Origin of the sequence: Gulosibacter sp. (assembly GCF_052090685.1) — a bacterium.
In the GTDB taxonomy this organism is placed as follows: domain Bacteria; phylum Actinomycetota; class Actinomycetes; order Actinomycetales; family Microbacteriaceae; genus Gulosibacter.
Map to the genome: position 1 here is coordinate 138,804 of NZ_JBQDBE010000007.1, position 16,666 is coordinate 155,469.

19 protein-coding genes are annotated in these 16,666 nt (G+C 62.1%); 9 read left to right on the forward strand and 10 right to left on the reverse strand.

Features of this window, described 5'->3' with window-relative positions:
- Positions 1-182: 182 nt before the first annotated feature.
- Together ACTHXA_RS06445 and ACTHXA_RS06450 are read right to left on the reverse strand one after the other, a co-directional pair.
- Positions 183-281, reverse strand: coding sequence for a 30S ribosomal protein bS22 (locus ACTHXA_RS06445; protein ID WP_019174583.1), 99 nt, complete (start codon positions 279-281; stop codon positions 183-185).
- Positions 282-453: 172 nt separating this feature from the next.
- On the reverse strand, positions 454-657 hold the full coding sequence (locus ACTHXA_RS06450; RefSeq protein WP_441670541.1) for a helix-turn-helix domain-containing protein: 204 nt from the start codon (positions 655-657) through the stop codon (positions 454-456).
- Between the two features lie 207 nt (positions 658-864).
- On the opposite strand from ACTHXA_RS06450, the gene ACTHXA_RS06455 reads away from it, so the two are divergent.
- From ACTHXA_RS06455 to mtnN, 4 genes are read left to right on the forward strand one after another with little or no spacing between them, the layout of a single operon-like run.
- On the forward strand, positions 865-2,304 hold the full coding sequence (locus ACTHXA_RS06455) for a TrkH family potassium uptake protein (RefSeq protein WP_441670543.1): 1,440 nt from the start codon (positions 865-867) through the stop codon (positions 2,302-2,304).
- Positions 2,297-2,965 (forward strand): potassium channel family protein, encoded by a 669-nt coding sequence (locus ACTHXA_RS06460; RefSeq protein WP_441670545.1) that lies wholly within the window; start codon positions 2,297-2,299, stop codon positions 2,963-2,965. Before ACTHXA_RS06455 ends, ACTHXA_RS06460 begins: the two co-directional genes overlap by 8 nt.
- A 9-nt stretch (positions 2,966-2,974) precedes the next feature.
- On the forward strand, positions 2,975-3,439 hold the full coding sequence (locus ACTHXA_RS06465; protein WP_441670547.1) for an S-ribosylhomocysteine lyase: 465 nt from the start codon (positions 2,975-2,977) through the stop codon (positions 3,437-3,439).
- Positions 3,439-4,188, forward strand: a complete 750-nt coding sequence (gene mtnN / locus ACTHXA_RS06470; RefSeq protein ID WP_441670549.1) for a 5'-methylthioadenosine/S-adenosylhomocysteine nucleosidase — start codon at positions 3,439-3,441, stop codon at positions 4,186-4,188. Before ACTHXA_RS06465 ends, mtnN begins: the two co-directional genes overlap by 1 nt.
- A gap of 348 nt (positions 4,189-4,536) precedes the next feature.
- Here mtnN and ACTHXA_RS06475 read toward each other — a convergent pair whose 3' ends face one another.
- The 6 genes from ACTHXA_RS06475 to proC form a co-directional block, all read right to left on the reverse strand.
- Entirely contained in the window at positions 4,537-5,892 is a 1,356-nt protein-coding gene (locus ACTHXA_RS06475) for an NAD-dependent succinate-semialdehyde dehydrogenase (protein WP_441670551.1), read from the reverse strand.
- Positions 5,893-6,000: 108 nt separating this feature from the next.
- Entirely contained in the window at positions 6,001-6,636 is a 636-nt protein-coding gene (locus ACTHXA_RS06480) for an NAD(P)H-dependent oxidoreductase (RefSeq protein WP_441670553.1), read from the reverse strand.
- A gap of 8 nt (positions 6,637-6,644) precedes the next feature.
- Positions 6,645-7,964: a flavin monoamine oxidase family protein gene (locus ACTHXA_RS06485; RefSeq protein WP_441670555.1), complete on the reverse strand. Its 1,320-nt coding sequence runs from the start codon at positions 7,962-7,964 to the stop codon at positions 6,645-6,647.
- A gap of 200 nt (positions 7,965-8,164) precedes the next feature.
- Entirely contained in the window at positions 8,165-9,586 is a 1,422-nt protein-coding gene (locus ACTHXA_RS06490) for a PucR family transcriptional regulator (protein ID WP_441670557.1), read from the reverse strand.
- A gap of 12 nt (positions 9,587-9,598) precedes the next feature.
- Positions 9,599-11,104 (reverse strand): J domain-containing protein, encoded by a 1,506-nt coding sequence (locus ACTHXA_RS06495; RefSeq protein ID WP_441670559.1) that lies wholly within the window; start codon positions 11,102-11,104, stop codon positions 9,599-9,601.
- A complete protein-coding gene (gene proC, locus ACTHXA_RS06500) occupies positions 11,101-12,021 on the reverse strand; it encodes a pyrroline-5-carboxylate reductase (RefSeq protein ID WP_441670561.1) in 921 nt (306 codons plus the stop codon). Before proC ends, ACTHXA_RS06495 begins: the two co-directional genes overlap by 4 nt.
- Before the next feature lie 104 nt (positions 12,022-12,125).
- On the opposite strand from proC, the gene ACTHXA_RS06505 reads away from it, so the two are divergent.
- Positions 12,126-12,425 carry a hypothetical protein gene (locus ACTHXA_RS06505; protein WP_441670563.1) on the forward strand — a complete coding sequence of 100 codons (300 nt, stop codon included), beginning with the start codon at positions 12,126-12,128 and terminating at the stop codon, positions 12,423-12,425.
- Here the strand turns inward: ACTHXA_RS06505 and ACTHXA_RS06510 are convergent.
- Positions 12,406-12,873 carry a nucleoside deaminase gene (locus tag ACTHXA_RS06510; protein WP_441670603.1) on the reverse strand — a complete coding sequence of 156 codons (468 nt, stop codon included), beginning with the start codon at positions 12,871-12,873 and terminating at the stop codon, positions 12,406-12,408. The genes ACTHXA_RS06505 and ACTHXA_RS06510 overlap by 20 nt on opposite strands.
- A gap of 61 nt (positions 12,874-12,934) precedes the next feature.
- Here ACTHXA_RS06510 and upp point away from each other — a divergent pair, with 61 nt between their 5' ends.
- The 4 genes from upp (at position 12,935) to ACTHXA_RS06530 (ending at position 16,148) form a co-directional block, all read left to right on the forward strand.
- Positions 12,935-13,570, forward strand: coding sequence for a uracil phosphoribosyltransferase (gene upp / locus ACTHXA_RS06515; protein WP_441670565.1), 636 nt, complete (start codon positions 12,935-12,937; stop codon positions 13,568-13,570).
- A 107-nt stretch (positions 13,571-13,677) separates the two neighbouring features.
- Positions 13,678-14,544, forward strand: coding sequence for an EamA family transporter (locus ACTHXA_RS06520; RefSeq protein WP_441670567.1), 867 nt, complete (start codon positions 13,678-13,680; stop codon positions 14,542-14,544).
- 303 nt (positions 14,545-14,847) lie between these two features.
- Entirely contained in the window at positions 14,848-15,600 is a 753-nt protein-coding gene (locus tag ACTHXA_RS06525; protein WP_441670569.1) for a winged helix-turn-helix domain-containing protein, read from the forward strand.
- A gap of 86 nt (positions 15,601-15,686) precedes the next feature.
- Complete coding sequence (locus ACTHXA_RS06530) at positions 15,687-16,148, forward strand: MarR family winged helix-turn-helix transcriptional regulator (RefSeq protein ID WP_441670571.1); 462 nt, start codon at positions 15,687-15,689, stop codon at positions 16,146-16,148.
- 103 nt (positions 16,149-16,251) lie between these two features.
- Here the strand turns inward: ACTHXA_RS06530 and ACTHXA_RS06535 are convergent, their stop codons facing one another.
- Complete coding sequence (locus ACTHXA_RS06535; protein ID WP_441670573.1) at positions 16,252-16,608, reverse strand: DsrE family protein; 357 nt, start codon at positions 16,606-16,608, stop codon at positions 16,252-16,254.
- Positions 16,609-16,666: the final 58 nt, after the last annotated feature.

The window sequence follows — 16,666 nt, forward strand, 5'->3', positions numbered from 1 at the left end:
TTTACAAAATCGGGACCATAAACGTTTCGCTGACCAGACTTCCCAGCACACCTCAGGGAAGTGTACGCTCGTCTGCGCCATTCGAGTAACGGAAGATCGCGGCCTTGATGCGTTTCAACATCCAGCGCGCACGCAAAACGGGTACCGACCCGAAGGCCGATACCCGTTGCGAAGCAGTGTGACTACTTCTTATTGCGACGCTGGTGACGAGTCTTGCGAAGCAGCTTGCGGTGCTTCTTCTTCGACATACGCTTGCGGCGCTTCTTAACGACAGAACCCATATTGTTTCCTCAAATTGTTTGAATGATGCGAACGGGGAGCGGAGAAGCACCAGGCTTCGGTGGTCTTTCGACCTTCCCCGGAAAATGCGCTCGGATCAGTCTACACCCGTGCACGCAGTTACCGCTTAAGTACGCAGCGATGACCCGAGGTGTAACCGCGGGTCAGTACCGTCTATGCAGTGCGCTGACCGCCCTCGGTAGCCGCACGAATTGCTTCTTTCACGGCTGACTCGGGCACCCGGTACGACCGCCCGAACTTCACCGCGGGTAGCTCCCCCGCGTGAACCATGCGGTAAATCGTCATTTTAGAGACGCGCATGAGCTCGGCGACTTCGGCAACCGTCAGGAAACGGACGTCAGACAGGTCATTCGCCATGGAGTCTTGTCCCCTATCGATTAACGGTCGTAATGTAACTGGCGACACTAGAGTGACACAAGTTACTGTGAGTGCATTTCTAAGACTAGAGTGTCGCTGCCTGATTTGCCAGACCAGACCGTTACCCTGCACGACTCTTGCGCCAAAGTATTTCCGCAAATCAGCCCCACACCCGTTTTTATTCCCTTCTGACTCAGGAGTCCAGCCATGCCGTTGAATTACCGGCTTGCGCGCGAGAAACGAACGCTGTGGCAGCGAATCCGCAATCGGGCACAGCACTTCAGCACCCATTCGCCGAGTCGATTCGCGGTCACGATTTTCACCGCGATCATTGGCCTCTGGACCTTCCTGTTCATGCTGCCCGCAGCATCCGCATCCGGCGAATCAACGTCGTTTGCCGATGCGCTCTTCACCGCCGTCTCGACGATCTGTGTCACCGGACTCGCGGTCGTCGACATGGCAACCCACTGGTCGCCCTTTGGCGACGGTCTTGTGTTCTTCGGCGTCCAGGTGGGCGCGGTGGGAGTGCTTACTCTCGCGTCCCTGCTCGGTCGCGTGGTCACCCGGCGCCTCGGTCTACGACAGCGCCTCATGGCCGCTTCCGACGGCAATCCGCTGCGCGGGCACGCGGGTCCGGTCGCCGAGTCACAAGCGGTCCGGTTGGATGAAGTGGGCGGCATCCTGGCGACCGCGGCAATCTCACTTGTGGTCATTCAGTCGATCGCGGCGCTGTTCATCTTGCCGGTCCTACTCTCGACCCCCGACTACGGACCGTGGTGGGTGGCCTTCGCCGACGCCTACTATTACGCCGCGAGCGCCTTCACAAACACGGGCTTCACCCCTAATCCGGAAGGCATCGCGCCCTTCGCGCACAATGTCTGGTTCCTCGGATGCTTGGCCGGCACGGTCTTTCTCGGCTCGCTTGGTTTTCCGGTGCTATTCGCGCTCGTGCGCCGCATCCGCACCGGTCAACGCCTCGGCGTGCACGTGAAACTCACCCTCTCCGCGACCGTAACCCTGTTCTTGCTGGGCTGGGTGCTCCTCTATCTTCTCGAATTCGACAATCCCGACACCCTCGCGGCCGATTCGCCGTGGTTCGCGCCGATCACCGCCGGGTTTATGTCGGCAATGACCCGCTCCGGCGGATTCGCCACGGTCGATATTTCCGAGATGAATGATGCGAGCCTGCTCATCATGGACATGCTGATGTTCGTCGGCGGCGGGTCCGCATCCACCGCGGGCGGGATCAAAGTGACCACACTTGCGATTCTCTTTCTCGCGGCCGTTGCCGAAGCCAAAGGTTCCTCTGACATCCAGGTATTTGACCGACGCATCCCCGTGGATGTGCTTCGACTCGCCATCGCTGTTGCCATGTGGGGCGCGACCATCGTGGCGATCGCATCCATCTTGGTGATGCAGCTCTCGGGAGCCGAATTCAAATACGCGCTCTTCGACACGATCTCGGCCTTCGCAACCTGTGGACTCTCAACCGGGCTCACGCAAGAACTGCCAGAATCAGCGACGTACATACTCACCGCGACCATGTGGCTCGGTCGCGTGGGCACCGTGACGTTCGCCGCCGCGCTCGCCTCGAGACAGAAGCGGCAGCTGTACACGCTGCCCGAGGAAAGGATCATCGTTGGCTGAACCAATTCCACCGAATGCCCCGGTGCTCGTCATCGGCCTTGGCCGCTTTGGTGCCGCTGTTGCGGGGCAGCTCGACCGACTCGGTCGCGAAGTGCTCGCGATCGATGTGGATGCGGCGCTCGTGCAGAAGTGGTCCGATCGCGTCACGCACACGGCCCAGCTCGACGCGCGCAATATGGATGCGCTGCGGCAAATCGGTGCAAAGGAGTTCTCGATTGCCGTGGTCGCGGTCGGCACTTCGCTGGAAGCGAGCGTGCTCATCACCGCGAACCTTTCCGACCTCAAAATTCCCCAGATCTGGGCGAAGGCGATGTCCTCGACCCACGGTCGCATCCTGAAACGTATCGGCGCGAACCACGTCATCTACCCCGAGGCGGAAGCTGGCGAGCGCGCAGCGCACTTGCTCAACGGGCGGATGCTCGACTTCATCGCCTTCGACGACCAGTTCGTGCTCGCAAAGATGTATCCGCCGAAGCCGGTGCGGAATATGTCGCTGCGGGAGTCAGAGATCGAGTCGCGCTATCAAGTGAATGTGATCGGTGTGAAGTCGCCCGGTTCAGCGTTCAAGATGGCCTCCGCCGACACCGTCATTTCGAATATGGACCTCATTATCGTTGCGGGTGCGGGCGAGCAGATCGAGCGATTCAGTGCGCTTCGGTAGGCTCGAGCCATGCGCATGAATGTCGAATCCTTCAATCTTGATCACCGCGAAGTCGCCGCACCATACGTGCGCGTCGCCGATCGTAAAGACCTGCCTGGCGGTGACACGCTCATTAAGTACGACGTGCGGTTTGCCCAGCCGAATGAAGAGCACCTTGAGATGCCAGCGATTCACTCGATCGAGCACACCACTGCCGAGCTCATGCGAAACCACACCGACAAACTCATCGACTTTTCGCCGATGGGCTGCCAGACCGGGTTCTATGCGCTGACGCTCGGCGTTGAGGAAGAAGAGTTTCTCGACCTGCTGCAGCGCACGTTTGAGGACCTGCTCGAAGCCGAAGCGGTTCCCGCCGCGAACGAGCAGCAGTGCGGTTGGGCCGCGAGTCACGACCTCAACGGCGCGAAGGATGCCGTGGCTAAGTTCTTGTTGTCTCGCGACGGCTGGTCGCAGGTCATGAAGGCGGATGCGTAGTGGCGGTTGGTGGGCTCGAGTCTCGCGGTCCAATCCTCATCATTTGCGCGATGGCCGAGGAATCGGCGGTTTTCGATGAATTTCTCGTGGATACCGTCGCGGTCACTTCGCCGCTTTCCAATGTGACGGCGAAACGCGGCATGTTGAAGGTTGGTGACACGGTCACCCCTGTCGATGCCATCATCCTCACGAGCAACATCGGTCTTGTTGCCGCCGCGAGCGCCGCAACGTGGGCGATTGGTGAGTTCACACCCTCTGCCGTGATCTCGGCGGGAACCGGTGGCGGACTTCCCGCCGACATTGAGGTCGGAGACATCGCGATCGCCGATGCGTGCACGTACGGCACCGCCGACGCCACCGAGTTCGGGTACGAGCGCGGGCAGGTTCCACGCCAGCCCGTGCGTTTTCTGTCGTCCCCCGAACTCCTTGCTGCGGCCACCACTGCGATTCCGACCGCAACCGTCGGCGCCGCCCGCGTTGGTCGCATCCTTTCAGGAGACACATTTGTCACCGCCAGAAACGTCGCCGACATGAGGGAAGCATTCCCCGATGCCGTAGCGACCGACATGGAATCCTGCGCGATTGCGCAGACCTCGATCGCATTCGGGGTGCCGTTCATTTCGGTACGCGGCATTTCGGACCTCTGCGGACCAGCAGCCGGACAGGACTTCCACATGGGAGTTGATGAAGCATCCGCCCGCAGCCGCGATGCGGTGCGCGCGCTGCTTCGGGCGCTACCTGCTGCCTGACCCTTTGACTCTGCTCGCGTTCACTTCCGAGCAGGACTTTGTCCGCGGATGGTTGAGGGCCTGGCTGTTTCCAAGATCCCAGCCCTGAAAAAGTGCCACGGCAAGGTACGACACGCGACGACACGCCGGGCGAATGTCGCCTCGTGGCACTCTTTCAGAAGGGGCGGGTTGCCTGAGCGCAGTTGTCCACACTTTCTGGGCGGCAAACGGCGTTCCTGTGGCTTACCGGCTCGCCGACAACCGGACGGCACGAAAAATGGGTGTGGCCCCTGCAACTGCAGGGGCCACACCCATTTAGCGTGCGCCGCGCGGTACGCCGCGGTATCAACCGCAACGCCGCGGACGGTACTACTCAGCGAAGCGGAAGAGCTTCTTGTTGGCGAACTCGAGCATGCCGACCTGGCCAAGCTCGCGGCCGTAGCCGGAGTTCTTCACGCCGCCGAAGGGAACATCCGCGCCCTCGAGGCCCGATGCACCGATGAACACCATGCCCACGTCGAGCTGGTTACCGACCTGCTCCGCACGCTCAAGGTCGTCACAGATGATGACCGAACCGAGGCCGTACGGCGAGGAGTTCGCGAGCTCAATCGCTTCCTCATCGCTCGACACCTTGTAGAGCTGCGCAACCGGGCCGAAGAGCTCCTGGCTGTACACATCCATTGCCGGGGTGATGTTGGTGAGCACCGTTGGCGTGTACACGTTGCCCTCGGGAGTGTTGTTGCCGACCGTAACCTGGGCGCCCTGCTTGATTGCGGACTCAACCTGGCTAACGAGCGTCTTCGTCGCGCCGTCCGAAGACATCGGGCCGAAGTCGCCGTCACCGTAGGACTGGCCGCCGATAGCGGCGTTGAACTTCTCCGAGAACTCATCGAAGTACTTATCCATCACGACGATGCGCTTCGAACCGTTGCACGCCTGGCCGGTGTTCTCCATCCGTCCACCAACAGCGTGCTCGACTGCGTGGTCGATGTCAGCGGTGTCGAGGACGAGGAAGACGTCCGACCCACCGAGCTCAAGGACGCACTTCTTCAGCGCACGGCCTGCCTGCTCCGCAACGATCGCACCGGCGCGCTCCGAACCGGTGAGCGAAACACCCTGCACACGCTCGTCCGCAATGATGTCCGAAATCTGTTCGTGGGATGCGAACACGTTGACGTAAGCACCCTTCGGGAAGCCCGCGTCAAGGAAGAGCTGCTCAAGCGCGAGTGCCGACTCGGGGCACTGGGCAGCGTGCTTGAGCACGATCGTGTTCCCAAGGATCAGGTTCGGCACGGCAAAGCGTGCGACCTGATAGTAGGGGTAGTTCCAGGGCATGATGCCGAGCAGCACGCCGAGACCCTGGTAGCGGAAGAAAGTCTTCAGACCGTCTTCGACCTCGAGCGGCTCATCAGCAAGCCACTTCTCGGCGTTCTTCGCGAACGCAGCCGTGATGTCACCGGAGAACTCAGCTTCACCGATCGACTGGTCAAGCGGCTTACCCATTTCCCGGTTGATGATCGCGCCGAGCTCGTCCTTGCGCTCGTGGAAGAGCTCCGCCGCGCGCTGTGCCAGCGCCGCGCGCTCCGCAACCGTGGTCTTACGAGCCCAGTTCTGGTACGCATCCTGAGCCGAGCCGATCGAATCCTGGACCTCTTCGGCGGTAGCGGTTGGGTATTCCTTGATGGTCTCGCCGGTCGCGGGGTTCATAACAGCAAACGTGGTCATTGTTAGTCTCCTGATCTCGATTCTTGTCTGGTTTGGATCCGCGCTCCGACCCGATACTGCGAGCGGGCAGAAGCGACGGATTGGTCTAGTGGTGGGACGGCTCTCGCGTCACTGTGTCAATGATATCTCTGTCCCTACGCCAAGTGCACTCAGAAATCCCGTGAGCGACGCGCGCCAATGGTTCGCCTTCTCCGGGGTGAGCTCCGCCTCCGACTCTTCGAGGTACAGCAGCGGAGCCTCTGGTCGACCACAGTAGCTGAGTACTCCGTACGGAAGCAGAGTCGCGATGGACGCGTTGTAGCCGTGCCGATCGAGGTCAGCCACAGACCCCGACGTGAGCAGCACAAAGCCCCCGCGCGCGAACGGCAGCTGGGCCTTCGAATCGGCAGCTTGCCCGTGCCCGAAGGCCCAGCCGTTGGTGAAGACGCGGTCGATCCAGCCCTTCAGCAGCGCGGGCACGTTCCACCAGTACATCGGCGCAACCATGATCACCGCATCCTGCCGCTCGAGCCGCTCGTGCTCTCGGCGAATCCCCTTCGGCACCGGTGCTTCTCCCGCATAGTGCAGCAGATCTTCCGCAGTGATCGTCGGGTCAAACCCCTCGGCGTGCAAGTCGGCGATTTCAACAACTCCGCCGCTTGCTTCAAGCAGTTCCTGGAGGGTTTCCGCGACTCGCCAGGTGTGCGAGCCTCGCACCGGATGCGAAACGACGAGCAGAGTTCGAGAGGATGCGGTGTGGGTCATCGAGGTGTCTAGGCTCCCTGTCCGAGTAGGTCGTTCGATTGTCGCGCAGCGCGGAGTCCAGATTCAATTGCGCCGTCGATCCAGCCTGCCCAACCGGAAGCGAGGTCCGAGTTGGCGAAGTGGATGCGACCGTGCGGCACCTGGAGTCCGGCCGAGTACTTCATGATCTGTCCGGGGCGATAGGCCATCCAGGTGCCCTGCGAGAACTCGTCCTTGTTCCAGTCGTGCGAATCAATCGCGAGGACAGTCGACTCGGGGAGGAATTCCTGGACAGCGGCTTCGACGGCATCCCGGTCAGTCGGATCAAGGTCTTTCTCAGCGCTCGCGAAGGCGCAGAGATAGGTGCCGTCTTCCGTGGTGTATTCGGAAGCGATCCACTTGAAGGTGGTGTGGAGTCCGACCCCGTAAAAGTCCTTTTCGAGTGCGGGCACGAGCGCCCAGACCTTGACCGATTCGCCAGCTTGAGTCTCTTCGCTCATTGAACGGTAGGCGTTCGGAAGCTCGGGGCTGAAGTCGATGGTGTTCAACGCATTGATCGGCGCCGTGACGATGACCGACTTCGCCACGATCTCTTCACCCGACCGCGTCGTAATGCGCGCTTGACCATCCGCATCCTCGATCGTTGCCACCGGGGTATTCAGCCGCACGTCCACACCCGAGTCCTCGAGAATCTTGCTGACGAATCCCGTGGTGCCGCCGACGAATTTGTCGGTCAGGAGCGTGAACCAGCCGGTGCAGCTACCGAAGGCGGTGACCCAGGAGATGACGTGGAGCGCCGAGAGCTTGTCGGGGTATGCCCCGAAGTAGAACGTGGGCCAGGCGAGGATGAAGTCGCGAGTTTTTGGTGCGACACCGAGCGCATCGACGTATTCGGTGAAGGGGATGTCGAGGTCTTCCAAGCCTTCCTGGCCGAGCGGCTGCTCGAAGAGTTGGATGCGATCGGCGTCCTGGTTCATTCGGGCGATCGCGCGTTCGAGCGCGGGCCACTCTTCGGCAGGGATCGGGAAGGGTTCGCGCGAGAGTTCCCCGTCGATTCCCCAGCCGAACGCCTGCGGTTCGGGGCTCTGGAAGAGGTCGATTCCGTAGCGTTCTGCTTCCGCTTTCACGTAGGGCTGGCGGTCCGGTGCTACCCAGGTGCCGCCGACCTCAACATCCTGTTCTTTACCCTCAAACTTGCGATACCAGGTGCGACCTGAGATGCGGTCACGCCCTTCGAGCACGAGCACCGAATGCCCGGCTGCTGCGGAATCGCGGGCGGCAATGGCTCCGGCAAATCCCGCGCCGACCACCAGAACGTCCACCGCGGTGGGCAAAGCATCATTCGACATTGAAGACTCCTTCGTCTTGGAACACTGCAAAAGTATGCTCAATCTAACGACTGTTCCTACGGAGAACCATTGATCTTCGTTACGTGGTGGGCAGACATTTCATACTTCAGTACGTTCGACTATCGTCCGTTTCTGAGGATCGTTGCGGAAGCTATGCGCTGCATCCCCTCGGCTATAGCTGCTCGCCGCATAGCGCTGATTCATCCTGTTTCGGATCGCCCGTTGACGAGTTGCCAGGACTGATACGCGATCCAGAGCGCGGCAATATCGGCAGTGTCGGTGAGCGACAGTCCCGTGGCTGCCTCAATTTTCTTGATGCGGTACGCGAGCGTTTGCCGATGGATGCCCAGCTCCTCTGCCGCGGCATTCCAGCTGCGATCGCAGCGAAGGTAGGTGAAGAGCGTGTCGCGAAGCGTGGCTAGCTTCGGCGAATCTGTGGCGAGTTCGCCGAGCACCTTGGCCACAATCTCCGTGGCCTCCTCGACAGACCGTGCCAGCACCGAGACCGGGACGCCGCGATACTCGCTCCAATACTCCTCGCCCACACGATGCGTGAGGGCGCCGGTGGCCTGCGAGGCGGCCGAGGAGACATCACGCGGATTCGAAAACACCTCCGAGGCTCCGCCGGCAACCGACAGATCGCGTAAGCACTCCCGCACCGCAGCGATCGAGCCCTTCGGCACCAGCACCAGCCCGTGCTCATTACGGGTCGTGGTCAGCACCGGCAAGCGCGTAAGCAACAGCCCGCGCCGCGCCTTCTCAAATTCTTCCGCCGCCACGGCCACAACGTAGTAGCCGTCCGCCAGCGATGAATCCTTGAGGTAGCTCTCAATTGCCTCGTCACGGGAGCCGCGCAGGAGTCCTTCGAAAAGCAGTGAGCGGCGCTCTGCGCTGTAGCGAACCCGAGCGTAAACACGGTTCGAGTTCAGTTCCAATAGCTTCATCAGGTGCACGAGCACGAGCGAACTGAGGTCTTCTTCGACCGGTTCGGCAATCGTGAGGGTTGCCGGTTCGGATGCACGCAGCGGATATTCGTAGGGTCGCACCTCGGTCGCGGCCAGGCTAACCGGCCCTGCATGATCGACCAACGGCAGCCCCGTGAGGGTATCGGTCACTCGAATTCCGACCCGGAGGAGGTTTGCAACCTCTGCGGTGAAGGTGTCGAGGTTTTCGCTCGAGTCCGCGGCGAGGCTGTAGAGCTTCGCGAGGGTGAGCACCTCCATCGTCTGTCGAGTACTGCTCGCCGCCGCGATATGACGGGAGACGGCGGCAAAGGGAATCTCGGGCGCGGTGACGAGCACGGGGAGGTCCAGTCGATTCGCTTCCGTGATCATCGCTTCGGAAATCGCCGGGCAGGTATCGTGCCGACCGAGCATGATGCCCGCAAGTCCGGCGTTCGAAATCGAACGCACAAACTCGACCTGGTCATCCGGTTGCTCGGGAACACACAGTCCGACAGTCATCAGCAACTCATTCGGCCCGAGCCAGCGCCACGGCCGAGGCAGCTCGCAGCTGTGTGCCCAAAGCACGCCGCGCCAGAGCCCGCCCTCACCGGCAATGAGCTCGGTCTCGAGGCTCGCGGTAGCCACGAGGTCACCAATCGTCAGTGCGTCATCGACCATCTCAACTCCGGCCTAAGCCTCAACCTGCAATTCGAGCAAGTCTCGCAGCAGCAGCCGATCTACCTCCGTGCCGTCCTCAGCGAGCCAGTCCCCCACCTCGCGCAGCAACGACTCCACCGATGCCGGCCGCACTCGACGCCAGGTTCGCGCGTAGTCCACCGTGAATTCTCCGGTGCGCTCCGGTACCACCGTCAGCCACCCGCGGACCTCCGCGACGTCGCCAAAGTAGTCATGCATCCGTTCCACTCGATGAGGGAACTCTTGCGCCGAGGCGGGAAGCGGCGCACCATCGCAGCAGATCTGGCCACGCGCGTCGATGTTGTATGTCCCCGGGCGCCACAGCACGGCATCCACGACCGCGAGCCGGCGCCCGGCGAGCACCGCGTGCGAGACAGTCGCGACGTTCGGGTCGCCACCCGGCAGCCGTAGGCCGTGCACGACGCGCACCCCGGGCATCCGCTGCAGGGCGGCAAGTCGCTCACCGACAATCTGTTCCCCGTACATTCGCCGCACGGCATTTGCGCCCGGGGCGGAGCGGGACATCGCGGTTCCGCCGGGTTCTCCCCAGACACGCTGATCGGAGTCCGCGGCCGGTGCCGAAGCATTCGCAAGTTCGGTCAGCATGCCGTCGAATTCCATCCGGTGCGTGCGGGGGCTCAGCCCCCACCAGGCGAGCGCGGCAAATCCAGTGCCGGCGAGCGCCACCGCGGCGCGCACGGTGAGCATCAGGGCGCCTTCACTCGATTCGAAAATGCGCATCATCGCGATCACGAAGAGCACCGCAGCGCCGAGCGCGATGCCCGCAAGATTCGCCCAGTACACCACTTTTGTCAGCGCTCGATACTTGCCGAAGGCTCGCATTCCGATCCACGCCAAACCGAGCAGCCAAAGCCCGAGCGTAACCGGCCACCACACCGTCGCGAACGGTGAGATCGGCACTATTTGCGAGACGATTAGCACGATGCCGAGCACCACGAACGGCAGTACCGTCAGCGCTTCGCGGCCGGTGGGAGCTGGCGGTGTCGGCCGGTCGCCCGGCCACACATCAGGATGCTCGGGCCAACCCCGGCGATACCAGCCCATTTTTCGGACGTCGGCAACGGGCTTCGGGATTCGATCCAGCGTGGGCTCGTTCGCTCCGGCAGTGGTTCTGCCGGAAGCCGCTCGCGAGGCCGCCGTCGCAGTTCCCGATTGACCGGCGGGAGCCTTCGGCGGTTCGGCCGGTCGCGAGCGCGCCGTTCGCTGCTGCTTGCGGAGCCGAACCCCATCCGCGCGTGGCGGGGTAACCACCCCGCGCTCGGTTGCGAGCCAGGCGTCATGTTCGGCGCGATGCTGCGGGTTTGAGAGCACTTCGACCGCGAGTCGAACTCTGGTGAAGTCCGCCGCGTTACCCCCGAGGTCGGGGTGGGTTTCGCGCTGGCGGACCCGGGATGCGCGGCGGATCTCTTCTTCCGTCGCGGCCGGGGCGACGCCGAGGACCTCGTATAGGTTCTCAGGAAAGCTGAGTAATCGATTCATCGATTCTCAGCCGCAAGTTCTTCACTGCGTTGCTTATTTGCCAGGAACGCCCGCTCAAAAATCTCGGTCAGCCCCGATTCCAGCAGCACCCGTACCGACTGCTCGGTGGTCCCATTCGGGCTGGTCACCTTCCGACGAAGATCCACCACATCCATTTCGGGGTCGTTCAACACCATCTCGATAGAGCCCTTGAAGGTCTGCACGACCATTGCCAGCGCATCCTCACGAGCCATTCCCAGGTGCTCCGCCGCAGCCGTCATCTGCTCGATGAGGAGGTAGACGTGTGCCGGGCCGGAACCCGCGATTCCACCAATGAGCGAAATCTCCGATTCCGGCACTTCGACGACCTGCCCGACCGACTCAAACACCGCACGGGTAAGCGCCATCGCTTCAGCATCCGCGGCAGTCCCCGCCGCAATACCGGTCGCACCCTCGCCAATCGTTGAGGGAGTATTCGGCATTGCCCGCACGACACGAATTCCTGCCGGAAGCTTCGCTTCGATCATGGCGGTTTCGATGCCGGCAGCGACGGAAATCACCACGGTGTCGAGAGCGAGCTCCTCGGCGATTTCCGCCGCGACCGCGCCAATCTGATGCGGCTTGACGCCCAGAATGACCAAGCCTGCCCCGCGAACAGCCTCGCGGTTCGCCTCCGGATTCGTTTCGGTCGCAGCCGCCGTGACGCGATCATTGCCCGCAAATTTCTCGGCACTGGCTTGTGAACGAGTCGTCACACGCACCGGCTGAGCCGAGCTGGTGCCACTCGCGCTGGCACCACTCGTGTCGGCGGCATGTTTCGCGGCGCCACCGCCGGTCAGTCCCGCGAGAATGGCGCCATTCATATTCCCGGTCCCGATCATCGCAATCACCGGAAATGACCGCGAGTTGAAGGATATGGAATCGGCTGCTGAAATCATGCTCACGAGTCTAGGTGGCGAGCAGCATATTCACAGGTTACGGCTCGCTTTCGGCGTCGGCCCGTATGCTTTGCGGGAGATCACAACTTCCAGAGGGGAGCACCATGCCAAACTCCAGCGCCGTGGCCGAAATACGCGAGGCCCTGCTGACGAGTCCTTATATCGACGAGGTCCTGAAAGTCCAGGTCGAGGGCGACTCGGAAAACTATACCGTCGTGGGCATCCGCGTCTCGCTGACCAATGTGCCTGAGCTCGCCGCGTTGCCGCCGGTGTTGGCCGAATTCCGCGCTCTCGTTCGCGGTGTAGTCGGCGCCGATGTGTCGGTCTTTGTTGAACCCGACATCACCGAACCAAACCGACACGACGTACCGACCGAATCGATCGTTATTCGTTCCTGGGATTAGCGAAAAATGCGGTGAGGGGCGCTGCGCACTCAGCTTCGAGGACGCCGCCAATCACCTCGGCACTCAGCGGGAGTCGCCGATCGCGAAGTACGTCGTACCGCGATCCGGCCGCTCCCGCTTTGTCGTCCCAGGCGCCGAACACCACGCGTTCTACTCGCGCAGTCAGCGCCGCACCCGCACACATGACGCAGGGTTCCAAGGTCGTCACGAGTGTGCAGCCGTCCAACCGTGAACTGCCAATGACACGGCACGCCGCTCGGATCGCAACGATCTCCGCGTGCCCGGTCGGATCGTGATTCGCCTCGCGCTGATTTCTGCCACGGCCGAGGATGCGCCCGGTCGAGTCGGTGACCAGCGCCCCGATGGGAATATCCCCGGTTTCTGGAGCGGCGATTGCGTCCGCGAGCGCCTCGCGCATGAGCGCTTCCCACTGTGCTGGAACCCGCATCCGGTCGCCCTCGCTTTCAATCCCGTCCCCAAACCCAACGTTCAATCAGTACGCTAGCGACATGCAGCTGCACGTGGCGAACCACCCCCTGATTGATCACAAGATGACCCTGCTCCGCGACGAACGGACGGAATCTCCCGTATTCCGTTCCCTCGTGGCCGAGCTTGTGACGCTCCTCACCTATGAAGCCACTCGCGATCTGCGCGTTGAGGATGTTCCGGTCACCACTCCGGTTCGGCAAATGGTGGGTAAACACGTCGTCCACCCGCTGCCCATCGCCGTACCGATTATTCGCGCCGGTCTCGGGATGCTCGACGGATTTCTGCAGCTCATGCCCTATTGCGAGGTTGGTTTCGTAGGCATCCGTCGCAATGAAGAGACCTTCCAGCCGGAAACCTACGCGAAGCGGCTCCCCGACAATGTCTCCGACCGCCAGTGCTTTGTGCTCGACCCGATGCTCGCCACCGGCGGCTCCCTTGCGGCGACCGTCGAGTTTCTGATTGAGGGTGGTGCCACCGAGATCACCGCCATCTGCTTGGTTGCGGCCCCCGAGGGTGTCGAGCTCATGAAGGAACGGTTCCCGCAAGACAACGTGCGTGTCATCACCGCGGCGCTGGACGAAGGGTTGAACGAAGTCGGCTACATCGTTCCCGGACTCGGCGATGCCGGTGATCGGCTCTACGGCAGCACCGACTAGGAACACCAACGCCCAGTCAGGCGCCGTCGTAGACGCATTCACCCCGGCACCACATCACACTCGCGGTCGCGGCCTGCACCCTGCGTTGTGAGACGTAGGGTGGTGGGATGAGCAGGTCCAGCCAGTCCTCGCAAGTTCCGGGCACGCTGCTGACCATTGGCGCGCAGTTTTCTTCGCAAACCGACGCGGCACTTGCTGTCACGCTCTTCGCGCTGGCCGGCCCGATCGGCACCGTTTCACTCCGGCTGGGGTTCTCCGCGATCATCCTGCTGCTCGTGTTTCGCCCGAACCTCAAAAAGGTCACGCGGAAGGGCTGGCTCGCCATCCTCGCGTTCGGCACGTCCATGGGATTGATGAACAGCTCGATGTTCTTGGCACTAGACCGGCTTCCGCTGGGAACCGCGGTCACGCTGGAGCTGCTCGGTCCGTTGATGCTCGCGGTCGTCCTCGCGAAACGGGCGATCGCTTGGCTGTGGTCCGGTGTGGCACTCATCGGCGTGCTGTTCCTCACCGGTGTGGATGCGGCGCAGACCGATCTGCTTGGCGTGGTGTTTGCGCTGTTTGCGGCAGCAATGTGGGCGAGCTATATCGTGACTTCAGCGCGAACAAGTCTGCTCGTACAAAAATCAGACGGCCTCGCACTCGCCGTGACGGTATCCGCGCTGATTGTCGTTCCATTCGGTGCGATCACCGCTGGCGACGCACTCCTCCGCACCGATGTGCTGCTGTGGGGATTACTCATTGCCCTCATGTCAACGGCGATCCCTTATACCCTCGAGTTCTTCGCGCTCCGGCTGATTCCTCGGGAGACGTTCGCGATTCTGCTGAGTTTGGCACCGGTGATCGCAACGCTGAGCGGGTTCGTCGTGCTTGGCCAGGTGCTCACACTGTTCGACTTAGTCGGTGTCGGATTCGTCGTGGTTGCCTGTGCTGGCGCCCTTAGGATGCGTGCGCAGCCCGATACCAAATCTTGACTTTTATCGTCACGTCGGGAAAGCTGAACCCTATGACTGCTACGACTGCCCGCCCTGTGCCCGCCCTCGAGGTGGCAGGTCGTGCCGACATGATGATGGTCGGCATGATGGCGTGCTGTCGAATGTGCCGCTAATTTGATCCCCAGCGCACCCATGCATCCCTCGGCCGGTTTCTCGGATTCCCGAACCGGCAACGCCTCTCGTAGGCCCGCATCCAAATCGGATGCCATCGGGCGTAGTCGCCCAGACGCTGACTCACGCAGTAGCGCGTCACAGACTTCATCATCAAAGGATTCAACCACCATGTCGATCTCACACATTGCACCGCTTCCCCGCCGTAACGCCGAAGCTTCTGCCCCGCGACCGAACCTCGCTGCCGTACCCAAAGCATCCAGCTACCCCGCTGCCGCACGGACCGCGCCGGCAGAGGCAGTCGCACCGTCGCCCGAGGCCCGTGGCTTTGCGCTCTACGTCGGACTCGATGACGAGGCCGCAACCCGGGACGGTATTTCACTGACCGACCTCGTCACCGCGCTGCGCGAGGTAATCGCTGAACGTGCGCCACACGCACAGAGCTACGCATCCGTTGCCTTTGCACCCGCCGACGCCCGCGGCGAAAACATCGATCTCGTGCGCCTCGCACTGCAGGAACCCGGCGCCATTCGCGAGCGCCGCAACGCCCGCCAGGAAGAAGAGCGCGCGGAAGAAGCCAAACGAGCCGCCGCCAAGGTCACGATTGACACCTCGCGCAAGCGTGTTGAGGTCCACGGCGAAAATGCGGAATTCACCTACAAGGAGTTCGAACTGCTGCAGGCACTCGTGCTCCGCGAAGGTCGCACCGTGAGCCGTGAAGAGATCATCGACGTACTGTGGCGCGACACCACCGAAGAGCGCCCACACGAACGCACGATTGACGTTCACGTGCGCCGCCTGCGCCAGCGCCTGGGCGAGTATGCGGATGTGGTGCGGACGGTTCGTGGCAGCGGTTACCGCTTCGACCGTCACGCTGACGTGCGGGTCGTGCACGCGCCGAGCCCCTCGCCCGATCGCGCCTGAGACATTGCTCGGCGATGGCCGAGATATTCGTTGCTTATTGCGCGCGGTTTAGCATTTTTCTAACCGACGCCACCTAAGGTGAACGGATGAAGAATCGATCCGTACGTCCAAGCGACGCGTGGGAGGCGTTGTTCCGCGCGCAGGTGTCCGTCATGCGTGACCTTCGCGAAGAATTTACCGGATTCGGCATCACGATGAACGAGTACGACGTCCTCTTCAATGTGTACCGGGCGCCGCAGCACCGGCTTCGCTTGCGTGACCTCAACCGAAATGTGTTGATCACCCAGTCTTCGGTATCGCGTCTGATCGACCGCCTCGTCAATCGTGACTTCATTGTGAAGACCGAGGATGAGTTCGATGCTCGTGGCACGATTGTTTCGCTCACGGAGTCGGGAATCCGTGCATTCCGCAAGGCCGTTGGCGTGCACACGCAGCACATTAACGATCACATCGGTCGCGCGCTTACCCCCGAACAACAGGCCCAGCTCCACGAACTGTGCATGATCCTGCTGGAATCACAGGAAAAGGAGCGGGACGAGGGGAACTAGCGTCGGGGCGTATTGAACCGCGTTAGTCGCGACAATGACGCGGTCCGCGTCACCCGCGACAGCATCATGATCCGCGTCACCCGCGACAGCATCATGATCCGCGTCACCCGCGGATGTACGCCCAACCCTCAAACTGGCGCTGGGCGGCGTGCGCGGTTGCGGTGGCGGCGAGGTGCACGCCATCCAGCAGGTCATCTTCTGTAATGCCGTTGCCCTGAGCGGCAAGCGAGCACAACCACACCTGCACCGTAGGCAGCTCGGCAAGGGCTGCCTTGAGCTTGTCCGCCTCCGCGGACTGCTTCGTGGCACCGCGCACTGCGCCACCCTGAGCGAGGATGTCCACGCGCACATCCTCGCCGAGCGCCGCGATCGCATTTCGAGCCGAGGCGGTGGCCATCAGGATGCGGGCAGGATTGTCATCAGCGACGTGGTACACGAAACCGCGAGTTGAGTCAGTCATCGCCCCAGTCTATGGGCGCATGACGTCAACTATTGGTGGCATTTCGCCCCTCAACTCG